Raw genomic sequence first — 11,244 nt, forward strand, 5'->3', positions numbered from 1 at the left:
TTTTAATTACAAAGAGATGGAATTATTTAATGATTTTTCTTTTAAAGAGATCGTTACCTGCTTTATGGTTCTTTTTGCCGTAATTGATATTATCGGCTCTGTTCCTATTGTAGTAAGCCTTCAGCAGAAGTTCGGCCAGATTGAGGCCGGAAAGGCATCTATTACAGCCGGAGCAATTATGATCGTTTTTCTGTTTGTTGGAAATAAGATCCTTAAACTTATCGGGGTAGATGTAAACTCGTTTGCCATAGCTGGTGCTTTTGTGATTTTTATCATTGCACTGGAAATGATTCTGGGAATTGAAATCAATAAAACTACAGAAGCCAAGGCTGCTTCCATCGTTCCTATTGCATTTCCATTGGTAGCGGGAGCAGGAACACTAACGACAACCTTATCTCTTAGAGCTGAATTTCATGATATTAATATTATTTTTGGTATCATTCTCAACACAATTTTCGTATATTTGGTGCTGAAATCAGCGAAGTGGCTGGAGAACAAAATGGGAGAGGCAACACTGTCTATTCTTCAGAAAGTTTTCGGAATTATCCTTTTGGCTATTTCAATAAAATTATTTACCGCAAACTTTGCCCAATTGGTGCAGAATTATATTAATTTTTAAGAATCATGCAGAAGTTTTATAAAGTATTTTTAGTAATATTTATCGTTTTCATTGGCATCAATGTTTATGCTATCGACTGGCAGACAGACATTTTATCTGAAGATAACCTGAAATTTGTATTTTCAATAGCGGCGGCGGTAATTGGTCTTATTCTGCTTTTTGTGTTGGATACCTGGAGCAGAATCGGAGTGAAAAAATAATCAAGATCTATATCTGATATACAGCCTCTTCCTTATGGGAGAGGCTTTTTTGTGGATCAGAAGATGAACAGAAGCATTTTTTTCAAAGAAATAAGTTTAGATAAAGACCTTGATTTCAAAAATTTTTGTGAAAAATATGATATTATTTGAGGCTTTTAAGCGCTCCTTAGGTGTATCATAGAATTAATAGATGATCTGAGGGAAGCTCCGTAGGAGCGACCTGATAATTATATTGATTCATATGGTATTCTGATAGAGCTTTAACACGGACAGAATTTGAAAACAATTTTACAGGCCCCTAAGTAACCTCAGTTCGGGAAGGAAAGATCTGATTTAGATGGGTCTGAAGCTGGGAAAAGGAAAGTTATAAAGGACATTAAAAATAAGTGTTGATTTGTTTTTATCTTTTTATGCTAATTTAATTTCACAAGGGTTTTCAATACTTATAACTAAAAGAAGTTCCCGCCTTGTATACTTAAATTCCTTAATCCGGACTCAGGTTAAATAGTTACCAGGTTTTTCAGAATAGCTTCAGATTTCAGCTCTGTTTCTTTCCATTCTTTTTGCGGGTTGCTTTGCGCGGTAATTCCACCACCTACGAATACGTGTACAGAATCCTGATAAAGCCTTGCACATCGTAGATTCACGAAGTACATAATACTTTCTTCCGTTTCAATCCTTATAAATCCGGCATACAGTTCACGCGGAAATTTTTCAAACTTCTGAATGTTTCTTTTGCATACTTCTTTTGGAATCCCACAGACCGCAGGGGTAGGGTGAAGCTCTGTAATGATAAGATCAAGTTCATCCGGTTTTATTAAGGCCTTAAAATCTGTACGGAGATGCTTGATATTCCCCGAAATATGATCATAGGTATCTGAGATTTGAATATTTTCAGAGTAGTTCTCAAGAACATTTCTGATATATGAGGTGACCGGTTTCTGCTCTTCGATTTCTTTTTCTGACCATTCTTCAGAGACAGGAAGCGTTCCGGCAAGGCTCATGGTCTCAAATTCACAGGTTGTTTTATTAAATTTTCCAAGCACTTCAGAGAAGGCGCCCATCCACGCATTTTGTCCGTCATTAAAAATGTACCGGAATGCATTCGGGTAGGAAGTACATAAGCTATTAAAGCTCTTTTTAAGATCAATTCTGCTAAAATCCCTGAAGATTTTCCTTCTTGAATAAACCAGTTTGGGAAGCTGCTCTTCTTTAATAACCTCAATGACATTTTGCAAAGTCTCCAGATATTCATCTTCGGTTTCGGCACGAAAATGACTTTCATCTTTTAACAGACCATCACTGGTTATTACGGCTTGTGAAAACTGGTCTGAAGCTTCCGTAATATTTCCTTTGAAATCAATCTGTCTCAGCCTGTCGAAAGAATAAAAACTTACGGATTCTGTGTCTTGCTGAGGGTTGGTTGAATATAACTTTTCGTCGAAAGGAAATTTGAAATAAATCATGAGCTTTAGAAAGTTTTTAGAAATCACCACCCGGAAACAGAATAGGAAATTCCCAGGTTGATTTTCCTTTCAGCAAAGGTATTATTACTCTTAAAAATCTCAAAATTAAACGAAGTCTTTTTTAACGAAATATTCTTCATCTTATATTCATGATACTCCCAAAATATAAGAAATTTTTTCATAATCCGGTATTGCAGACCTGTACCCGGAGAAATCCTCCCAAACTGAAGAAAATAAAAAAAGACCCAATATTTTGAGTCTTTTATTTTTATATGAATACAAACTTATCTGTGGATAATATTGTTGGTCATGGTTGTATGATTAATGAGTGCTCCTTTTTCATCGCGGATCTCAATTTCCGATACATGCATGGTTTTTCCTTTTCGGATAAATCTTGCCACAGCTGTTACTATTCCGTCTTTTTTACTTCTTAAATGGTTAGAATTGATATTGGTACCTACACCGTAATATTTTTCCCCGTCAATAAAAAGATTAGACAGGCTTGATCCCATGGTTTCTGCCAGTACGCAGCTGGCACCACCGTGTAAAATACCGAATGGCTGATGAACTTTTGGCTGAACAGGCATTGTAGCGGTAAGGGTTTCGTTGTCCAGATCAATATCAATAAATTTTATTTCCAGATTTTTGGCAAGAGTCACCTCTCCGCCCCAGCTGTTTAGAAATGCTAATATCTCTTCTTTCGTTTTATCTTTAGTATACATGTCAATAAGTACTTGCTGATTTGTTAATTTCTAACTTTTAGCTTCATCCTGTCCGCTTCCCATGATATCAGGGTTCCAGTTGGCCGGAATTTTAGGAACAATATCATTTTTAATATAATATTCCTGAATTTCCTTCATAATATCTGCAAAAGGCGCCGTTGCAATTCTCTCATAAGGAATGGTATACCCCAGGTAAATGATTTTCCTCTTAAAATCACCTGCAGCCAGAACAATAGGAACTTTGGCAGCGAGTGCCATATGATAAAACCCTTTTCTCCATTTCGGAACCCAGCTTCGGGTACCTTCAGGAGTAATTACAAGACTGAAGTCTTCTTTTTCAAACTGTTTAGCAACGAAGTTAACCAGATCGTTTTTCTGGCTTCTGTCAATCCCGATTCCGCCTAATCCTTTTACAACACTTCCATACCAGGCTTTGGTGTGAGCATCTTTGATGATGATTTTTATGGGTTTTTCCAAAGACCAATAGGCAAGATTTCCTAATAGATATTCCATATTGTGGGTATGGGGAGCCACTACCAGGATACATCTGTTCAGACTGTTGACATCGCCCTGAAGGACAACTTTCCAGCCCAGGATCTTAAGCATTAATTTACCTATCAGTTTTTTCATAAATCGTTGGATTAAAAACAAAAAAGTATAACCAAAGTGGTTATACTTTACAAATATATTGAAATATTATCGCTCTTAAAACAAACCGCTGATGAAATCTACGATTTTTATTACAATTTCTAGTGCTACTTGTACCATGGTCAGGGTAATTTTTTAAATTGATTTGGTTAATTATTTTAACTACACGAAGTTATAACTTTTTTTTAACATAGCGAACTAAATATTTATGTTTTTTTCTCTTTCTGAGAGAAGAAGAGTGTGAATTTCAAACGGTTGCTTTTCCTTCACACCTTCTGCACTCTCTGAAGTTAATTATTTAGTTTGTATGGAGATTTCATTTTTTCCGTCTTTGATCTTGATGTCTACGTCCTTATTCATTTTTTTGATGCTGGACTTCATAGAATCAATTACCTGGTCAGCCTGAGAGCTTGGAACTTTTTTTCCGTTAATGATAACGCTGTCCTTATCATCAGAGTTGTATTCAATCGTAGAGCCGTTTACAGAGATCTTATTCTTTTCGATTCTGATTTTTCCGTGCTCATCTTTGTCCTGATCGTCATCATTGATGCCGTCTCCGTTCAGATCTCCGTCGAAATCAATTCTGTCATTTTTCACCGGAATCACCACTGCATTCTGAGGAATTACCAGCTCATAATTTACTCTGTAATTTCTGAATCTGTGCTCGTAAGGATATTTAATATAGTTTGGAAGGATTATTTTGTTATCCACTACTTCTACAGGTACCGTCACCTGAACCGGAACGTTATAGCCGCTTCCTTCTTTTTTGATGATCAGGTATGGTGTTTTGATATCCGGTTTTCTCGTTACTTCTACATAGATATAGTCTTCTTCATATACCGTTCTCTTGTCAGAATAAATTTCATCATCATAAGCCTTAAAGCTTTGAGGGATGTTCACCTGCTTCACATCTACATATAAAGTATCTGATGTTGTATTGATGGCAATATTTTCAGTGTCTTCCTTGCTTCCTTTATAGATCAGGTTTTTCTTAGCCATGCTTACTCCGAAATAAGATCCCAGTCCCAGAAGTAAAAGGAATATACCTCCTAATACCCATCCTATATTTCTCAGTTTTGTTTTTGGAGAAAATATTTTGATGCTTAATAAGCTGAAGATGATAGCCGGGATTAAACTTCCTAATACCATAATGGCAACCAGTATTTTATCAAGTCCGTTTTCACCCATATAAAACTCCATCTTATTGGCTCCGGGGAAATCTGCACCCGTTCCGAAAAGCCCGAACACCACGAAAATTCCAATAATGCTGCTTACTGCCAGCAGAACGAAGATTCCTCCTATAAAATACTTCAGTACATTCCAGATTCCGCTCCCGGCATTGTTGATGTAAGGTTTGGTTTCATTGTACATTTCTCCGACCCTCTGAGTAGATTCATTGGCAAACTGAACCAATTTATTAGACTCATTCTTAAGATTGTCGAAGTTCATAGGCTTTCCCTTCATTTTCAGGAAATCTGCTGCTGTTTCAGCTTTTGGAAGTACAATCCAAAGAATTACATAAAGAAGTCCGATCAGAGAAGAAGAGATAGCGGCAGTGAAGATCCCCAGTACGAAAATTCCCAGCCAGATAGCTCTCATTGCGGTAATATCCATTCCTACATAGTGGGCAAGACCTGCACAAACTCCGGCAATCTTTTGTCGTTCAGGATCACGGAATAACTGCTTTTTATCGGTATATTCAGTCCCTGAGTTGTAGCTTTTTCTGGTATTTTTTTCAGAATAGTAAGCTTCTTCCTGTTCTTCAATCTTTTCAGGGCTTCCGATCTGTGCAATTACCTTTTCTACGTCGGTATCGTTAATCACTTCACGTTTTCCAAGAGAATCTCTGAAGATTTCTACCATTCTGATTTCTATGTCATGCATTACCTCATCCGCTTCTGAAGCATCCAGGGAGCTTCTCAGTGCATTCAGGTAATCGCTGAGCTTTATATATGCGTGTTCTTCTATGGTAAAAGAAAAACCTGCGAGTCCTATTGAGAGTGTCTTGTTCATAGCTTTGTTTTTTAATTTTTTTGAGTGATATGGTTTACTGAAGCGGTCAACTCATTCCATGTATTCTGAAGTTCATCCAGGAAAAGCTTTCCTTTTTCGGTGATCTGATAATATTTTCTCGGCGGCCCTCCCGTAGATTCTTCCCATCTGTAGGATAAGAACTCACCATTTTTAAGTCTTGTAAGGAGAGGGTAGAGGGTTCCTTCCACTACATCCAGTTTTCCTTTTTTTAGCTCATCAATAAGATCAGAAACATACATTTCGCGGTGATTGATGAGACTTAAAATACAGAATTCCAGAATTCCTTTTCGCATCTGCGCTTTGGTATTTTCGGTATTCATCTTTAATAAGTTTTGTTAATTAGTTATAGTTCCAGAATAAAAACCTAGCTAGATGAGTTTATTCTGATTTTACATTACAAAGATATGTAATTAAAATGGTATTATGCAATACAAAGTAGTGAAATTTTTCAAATAAATAATTTAATGTATTGATAATCAGATTAATAAATTTTAATTAAAATTTTCAATAAAAATGAATTAGGTTAAAATAGGCCTGAAAAAATGTTAAATCAGGCAAGTATTTGTATTTTTGTACAGGTTTTTTTTAATTCAAATGTTCCTTATCCAGATGACAGATATTTCTTTCATTTATCGTTTACTATTTTCTTTCATGCTGCTGGGACCATTATGTTTCGGGCAGCATCACTTTGAAATAAAGGATGGCTCCCAAAAGTACAATGCTGAAATTATGGCAGAAGAATGTGTGGATGATGGCTGCAGGGGAAAAGGGTCTGTGGTCTTATTTGATAAAAACGGAATTAAAAAGCAGACATTTCTGTCGCCGGACCTAATATTTTATTTTAAGCAGAATTTCAAACCTTCCAAAGGTATCATGACAATTACTCATGAGATGCTACGCGATGAACCTTTATATTTTGGTGATTTCAATTTTGACGGAACAGAAGATATAGCAGTGAGAAACGGCAACGGTGGAAATTACGGAAGCCCCTCCTATGATGTTTATGTTTTTAACTCCACTAAAATGCAATTTGTGCCCAGCAAAGAACTCACAGAACTGGCAAGCGGATATCAAGGAATGTTTGGGGTGGATGAAAAGAGCAAAAGACTGACAACCTTTGCCAAATCCGGACCTGTTTATTATACCTATGAATACGAAGTTGTTCCAGGAAAAGGAATCGTATTGGTATATGAAAAGATTGAGAATCACACTCATGAAATTGTGAAGACGACCATAAAAAAGAAAGTGAATAATAAATGGGTAGTGAAAAAAACTACCGAATAAAATGATAATTATAAAGTAAGATGAAAATACAGAAGGAGATAGATTTTATCCTGGCAGTAGATGCCCTGAAAAATGTACAGAGAAGAAATTATAACGCAGACGATTCCAGAAGGGAAAATACAGCCGAACATTCATGGCAGATCATTATTCTTGCCCAGATTCTGTACCCTTATGCAAAAAACCGTGCAGATATAGACCTGCTGAGGGTTATCAGAATGCTTTCCATTCATGATCTGGTGGAGATTGAAGCGGGAGACACCTTCCTTTTTGATGAACAGGCCATGATAGGGAAATTTGAAAGAGAAAAAATTTCTGCACAGAAGATATTTGGTATTCTGGATGAGCCACTGCGTACGGATTTTTTTAATCTGTGGCTTGAATTTGAAGAAGAGAAAACACCGGATGCCATATTTGCCTGTTCCATAGATCGGATTATGCCCTTTATTTTAAATTCCCATACCTCAGGGAAAAGCTGGACAGAGGCAGGAGTCACAGAAAGACAGATCAGAAATATGCTGGAAACAGCTATTACCAGAGCCTCAGATGAAATGGGAGAGGCTTTTGAGTTTCTGCTAAGCAAGAGCCTTGAAACCGAAAAGGTTTTAAAATAACCGCATATTTTATAAATAAAAACACTGCTCAGAAATTGGGCAGTGTTTTTTTTATTGGTAAAATTGATTTTTCTATTACTGATTAGTGAATTATTAGACTTTTTGTTTATGTATGTGCTTAATATTCGTATATTTAAGTAAAATATTTATAAAACAATTTGTTATGAAGAAAAAATTACTATTTATTGGTTTGTTTGCGGCAAGCCTTTCTTATTCGCAGGTAACAATCGGTTCTGGAACAAGAGTAGATACCAATGTAGGCCTGTCGTCCCCTATATCAATATATTACGCGTACACCTTATCACAACAGCTTTATCTGGCCAGTGAAATCGGAGGTCCGATGACGATTCAGCAGTTAAAGTTCTATACAAAAACTGCTCCTTCTGCATTAACTAATACAGGAGAAATAGATGTGTGGATCGGCCATACTTCTTTAAATGGATTCCAGAATACAATAAGTACCACCGGAGCAGGATGGATTCCTGTAGTACAGCAGCAAAAATCGCTTACAAGCGGCAACGTTTCCATTAACGGAAATGAAATTACGTTGGTTTTAGATACTCCATTCTCCTATAATGGTACTGACAATCTTGTGATTACGGTAGATGAAAACCGCCCGGGAAATGACGGGTCCAGCTATCCTTTCTATCAGACTGCCGATTATACAGAGGACATGACCCTTATCAACAGGAATGATACTACCAATCCGGACCCAGCCAATCCTCCGACAAACTATACCGGGCCATCTTCTACCCTTTCCTCCCAGGTACAGTCTAAAAAATACAAACCTATTCTTACACTCATCGGTCAGAATCTTGGGCTAGCAGAAGTAAAAACAGTTGGTGATGCAGAAGTTTCTCCCAATCCGGCTTCTGATTTTATTACAGTCACAAGCAAACGCCCGGTAAATTCTGTGGAGATATCAGATGCAAACGGAAGAAAAATGGGCAGTTCAGGATTAACAGATAATAAAATAGACGTGAGCAACCTGTCTGCCGGAATCTATTTTCTGAGAATCAATTTTAAAGACGGATTAACCACCACTAAAAAAATAATCAAAAAATAATCGCAGTTATTCCAGGGATGTTGTTTTAAGACAAAGTTTCGGGCGGCCGCAGGCCGCCCGAAACTTTCCAATATTTTTCATCCGTTAACTTTTATATCTGAATCCCCCGAAAGTAGATTAAGGATGAAAAATAGTATTCTACATAATACGGATAGGCTTTTTGAATTCATCGATGGCTACAAAAGTGAAATCACCTACAATAGCTCTTTCCCTTTCATAAGAATACATCTGTTCTGTGTAAATTTCCACATTTACCTTCATGCTGGTCTTTCCCACGTAGGAAACTTTTCCGATCAATTCAACAATGGTACCCGCAGGAATCGGTTTTTTGAAATCAATTTTATCGCTGCTTACCGTTACCACCCTTTTACGGGCAAAGCGGGTTGCAGTAATAAAAGCTACTTCATCCATCAGCTGCATGGCTGTACCTCCGAAAAGAGTGTCATAATGATTCGTAGTATTGGGGAAAACCGCTTTAAAAATCCTGGTTTCGGACGCTTCAATTCTTTCTTCTGTTGTCATATTTCATTATTAATTAAAGCGAGATGAATAAATTAAAACAACAGAACAATAACAGGAACCATAGGAATTCCTGAAATAATTCATCGGATCAATAAACTTCAAATCGCGAAAGTTTTTTGTTTAAAGAAATGGCAGGTCTCCTGACTTGTAACATCTATTATCTCCTTCCCGTACCCTGCACAGTGGATTCTTTGATAAAGACTTCAGTTACTTACAGTTGCGCGACAGTCCGTGATTTCCACACGGTTCCCTTTTAATCTGCGTTAAGCAGAACCAGTTCCTGTGATGAATAAGTACAAAACTTTTTCAGGGGCAAAAATAAGGATAATGCAGAAAAAAATAGCAATTATTCCGGATTATTATAAATGATCTGGCTCATTACCCTTCCTTCCTTGATCGTCCAGAGGGTAGTATATCTGTTTTCACCGGATCCGTTGATCATATAAAGATAGATGTGGTCGTTATCCAGGGAAGTTACCCCGATATTATTGAAATCCATGGTTGGCTGGAACATATTTTTAATAGCTTCACGAACAAAAACAGAACCCCTCCCGGGCTGCTGCACCCTGATTGATTTGATTTCCATTAAACCCTCAGGAAGCTCCCCTTTGATGCCCCATGGTTTTACCTTGTCAATTGTAAGAATTTTTCCGTCAGCATCTTTTTCCTGTTTACGGTAGCTGGCGTTGGACGGATATACATCAATAACCACCTTAGTTCTTTGGGAGGTGGGAATCTTTGGATTACTGTTATCTGTGAAAATTAAGGATTTTCCGTTTTTAGATTTGGAAGGGGTAAATGCGGGAAGCTGGTCTACGAAAGAAATACGTCCTTTGTTTACCATGCCTTCTTTGTCAAGCGTTTCATATCTTACAAAAGGCTTATCATCTTCTTGCTTTTCAGGATATTTAATCCAGATCCATTCCGTTTCTCCCGGTGCAGGCTTTACATAAACAAAAACATCACCTTTACGCATACGGATCTTATCAACAATTTTTCTGTAATCCTCCTTGTGTACACGTACATTGGCATAACCGTCCTCAGCTTTTACAACACCGAAGGGAACTTTACTCTGTCCTTTAACGGATGCTAATAAAGAGAAAATACTGAAAGCGGACAGATACAATGCTTTGTTTACGGAAATCATGATAAATTTTTTTGACCCTCAAATATATAAATTAAAAACTTTTCGGAAGATAATTAAATCGTCTCAGTTCCTCAAAATCTTTAATCTTTCTTAAATAAGTCTGCGAAAGAAGGTAAACATCATCTGCCATCCGGAAGACAGACTCATAATTATGATCCGAAATAATAATGCCTTTATGGGGAGACTGCCCTTTGATAATTCTTTCCATTTCATCACAGAGTTTAGGGGAAATCCCGCTGAACGGCTCATCCAGCAGAATAAAATCCGCATCGGAGTAAAGGATAATAAGGGTTTCTACGATTCTTTTTTCTCCTCCGGACAGATGCCTGGTGGTTTCCTCTAAAAATGGTTTCATCAGATCTAGCTGATTAAGTTTTTCCGTGTTTTCTCTATTACAGAACAGGGGAATTAAATTTCTGATTTTAATATTTTTAGGAAGGAAAGACGTGCGCTGAGGTAAATAGACAATCCTGTTTTTCCGGTCAGAAAGGCTTTTAAGAACAATGTCATCATATCTGATAAACTGGGTATCTCCTTTTACCGTTCCGAAGATGATCTGAAGCAGGGTAGATTTTCCGCCGCCTGAAGGGCCCAGAATCCCTGAGATTTTTCCGGTTTCACAGCTTATAAAAACATCCTGAAGGATTTTCGTGGTACCAAAAGATTTTGTAATACTGTCTGCATGAAGCTTTTTCATATACCGGAGAGGAGTTTTATCATTAAACTTAGCGACAAGGTAAGGATCCAGAGAACCCGTCTTGAAAATCCAAAGTTGGCATAAAAGAAATATTCACCTTTAAGCCTTATATCATAAATGAAAAAATGGAGTAGAGGGAGGATCAGGGAAAAGCCCAGTCCGAAATTTTTTATGTTAGATCCACTTAAAAAACAAACAAGCAGAGAAAATAGCACTGCCGGAATAAGG

The 11,244-nt window shown here is 37.2% G+C and carries 13 protein-coding genes and 1 riboswitch; of the genes, 5 read left to right on the top strand and 8 right to left on the bottom strand.

All coding sequences use genetic code 11. The features are described 5' to 3' along the window. The first annotated feature begins 16 nt into the window (after positions 1 to 16). Together AOB46_RS04265 and AOB46_RS04270 are read left to right on the top strand one after the other, a co-directional pair. Positions 17 to 619, top strand: a complete 603-nt coding sequence (locus AOB46_RS04265) for a MarC family protein (RefSeq protein WP_062696836.1) — start codon at positions 17 to 19, stop codon at positions 617 to 619. 5 nt (positions 620 to 624) lie between these two features. Continuing rightward, positions 625 to 819 carry a hypothetical protein gene (locus AOB46_RS04270; protein WP_062696837.1) on the top strand — a complete coding sequence of 65 codons (195 nt, stop codon included), beginning with the start codon at positions 625 to 627 and terminating at the stop codon, positions 817 to 819. Positions 820 to 1,319: 500 nt separating this feature from the next. On the opposite strand, the gene AOB46_RS04275 is transcribed toward AOB46_RS04270, so the two are convergent. From AOB46_RS04275 to AOB46_RS04295, 5 genes are all read right to left on the bottom strand, one after another. Continuing rightward, positions 1,320 to 2,285 (bottom strand): chorismate-binding protein, encoded by a 966-nt coding sequence (locus AOB46_RS04275; RefSeq protein WP_062696838.1) that lies wholly within the window; start codon positions 2,283 to 2,285, stop codon positions 1,320 to 1,322. Between the two features lie 284 nt (positions 2,286 to 2,569). After that, positions 2,570 to 3,007 (bottom strand): PaaI family thioesterase, encoded by a 438-nt coding sequence (locus AOB46_RS04280; RefSeq protein WP_062696839.1) that lies wholly within the window; start codon positions 3,005 to 3,007, stop codon positions 2,570 to 2,572. A gap of 30 nt (positions 3,008 to 3,037) precedes the next feature. Further along, positions 3,038 to 3,637 (bottom strand): 1-acyl-sn-glycerol-3-phosphate acyltransferase, encoded by a 600-nt coding sequence (locus AOB46_RS04285; RefSeq protein WP_062696840.1) that lies wholly within the window; start codon positions 3,635 to 3,637, stop codon positions 3,038 to 3,040. 312 nt (positions 3,638 to 3,949) lie between these two features. Further along, positions 3,950 to 5,668 (bottom strand): PspC domain-containing protein, encoded by a 1,719-nt coding sequence (locus tag AOB46_RS04290; RefSeq protein ID WP_062696841.1) that lies wholly within the window; start codon positions 5,666 to 5,668, stop codon positions 3,950 to 3,952. An 11-nt stretch (positions 5,669 to 5,679) separates the two neighbouring features. Further along, on the bottom strand, positions 5,680 to 6,009 hold the full coding sequence (locus AOB46_RS04295) for a PadR family transcriptional regulator (RefSeq protein ID WP_062696842.1): 330 nt from the start codon (positions 6,007 to 6,009) through the stop codon (positions 5,680 to 5,682). Between the two features lie 289 nt (positions 6,010 to 6,298). Here AOB46_RS04295 and AOB46_RS04300 point away from each other — a divergent pair, with 289 nt between their 5' ends. The 3 genes from AOB46_RS04300 to AOB46_RS04310 all read left to right on the top strand — a co-directional run bounded on the left by AOB46_RS04300 (position 6,299) and on the right by AOB46_RS04310 (position 8,650). After that, positions 6,299 to 6,973: an XAC2610-related protein gene (locus AOB46_RS04300; protein WP_131724316.1), complete on the top strand. Its 675-nt coding sequence runs from the start codon at positions 6,299 to 6,301 to the stop codon at positions 6,971 to 6,973. A gap of 20 nt (positions 6,974 to 6,993) precedes the next feature. Continuing rightward, entirely contained in the window at positions 6,994 to 7,584 is a 591-nt protein-coding gene (locus AOB46_RS04305) for an HD domain-containing protein (RefSeq protein WP_062696844.1), read from the top strand. Between the two features lie 163 nt (positions 7,585 to 7,747). Next, positions 7,748 to 8,650, top strand: a complete 903-nt coding sequence (locus tag AOB46_RS04310; RefSeq protein ID WP_062696845.1) for a T9SS type A sorting domain-containing protein — start codon at positions 7,748 to 7,750, stop codon at positions 8,648 to 8,650. Positions 8,651 to 8,788: 138 nt separating this feature from the next. On the opposite strand, the gene AOB46_RS04315 is transcribed toward AOB46_RS04310, so the two are convergent. From AOB46_RS04315 to AOB46_RS04325, 3 genes are all read right to left on the bottom strand, one after another. Next, complete coding sequence (locus AOB46_RS04315) at positions 8,789 to 9,172, bottom strand: acyl-CoA thioesterase (protein WP_062696846.1); 384 nt, start codon at positions 9,170 to 9,172, stop codon at positions 8,789 to 8,791. A gap of 112 nt (positions 9,173 to 9,284) precedes the next feature. Then, positions 9,285 to 9,465: riboswitch (cobalamin riboswitch) on the bottom strand. A gap of 53 nt (positions 9,466 to 9,518) precedes the next feature. After that, entirely contained in the window at positions 9,519 to 10,319 is an 801-nt protein-coding gene (locus tag AOB46_RS04320; RefSeq protein ID WP_241489161.1) for a hypothetical protein, read from the bottom strand. A gap of 31 nt (positions 10,320 to 10,350) precedes the next feature. After that, positions 10,351 to 11,016, bottom strand: a complete 666-nt coding sequence (locus AOB46_RS04325) for an ATP-binding cassette domain-containing protein (RefSeq protein WP_062696848.1) — start codon at positions 11,014 to 11,016, stop codon at positions 10,351 to 10,353. Positions 11,017 to 11,244: the final 228 nt, after the last annotated feature.

Source organism: Chryseobacterium indologenes (assembly GCF_001295265.1).
GTDB classification, from domain to species: domain Bacteria; phylum Bacteroidota; class Bacteroidia; order Flavobacteriales; family Weeksellaceae; genus Chryseobacterium; species Chryseobacterium indologenes_A.

Coding starts and splice junctions, on each gene's coding strand:
- AOB46_RS04270 (WP_062696837.1), top strand. CDS start 625: ATGCAGAAGTTTTATAAAGTATTTTTAGTAATATTTATCGTTTTCATT.
- AOB46_RS04280 (WP_062696839.1), bottom strand. CDS start 3,007: ATGTATACTAAAGATAAAACGAAAGAAGAGATATTAGCATTTCTAAAC.
- AOB46_RS04285 (WP_062696840.1), bottom strand. CDS start 3,637: ATGAAAAAACTGATAGGTAAATTAATGCTTAAGATCCTGGGCTGGAAA.
- AOB46_RS04290 (WP_062696841.1), bottom strand. CDS start 5,668: ATGAACAAGACACTCTCAATAGGACTCGCAGGTTTTTCTTTTACCATA.
- AOB46_RS04265 (WP_062696836.1), top strand. CDS start 17: ATGGAATTATTTAATGATTTTTCTTTTAAAGAGATCGTTACCTGCTTT.
- AOB46_RS04320 (WP_241489161.1), bottom strand. CDS start 10,319: ATGATTTCCGTAAACAAAGCATTGTATCTGTCCGCTTTCAGTATTTTC.
- AOB46_RS04275 (WP_062696838.1), bottom strand. CDS start 2,285: ATGATTTATTTCAAATTTCCTTTCGACGAAAAGTTATATTCAACCAAC.
- AOB46_RS04325 (WP_062696848.1), bottom strand. CDS start 11,016: ATGAAAAAGCTTCATGCAGACAGTATTACAAAATCTTTTGGTACCACG.
- AOB46_RS04300 (WP_131724316.1), top strand. CDS start 6,299: ATGACAGATATTTCTTTCATTTATCGTTTACTATTTTCTTTCATGCTG.
- AOB46_RS04315 (WP_062696846.1), bottom strand. CDS start 9,172: ATGACAACAGAAGAAAGAATTGAAGCGTCCGAAACCAGGATTTTTAAA.
- AOB46_RS04305 (WP_062696844.1), top strand. CDS start 6,994: ATGAAAATACAGAAGGAGATAGATTTTATCCTGGCAGTAGATGCCCTG.
- AOB46_RS04310 (WP_062696845.1), top strand. CDS start 7,748: ATGAAGAAAAAATTACTATTTATTGGTTTGTTTGCGGCAAGCCTTTCT.
- AOB46_RS04295 (WP_062696842.1), bottom strand. CDS start 6,009: ATGAATACCGAAAATACCAAAGCGCAGATGCGAAAAGGAATTCTGGAA.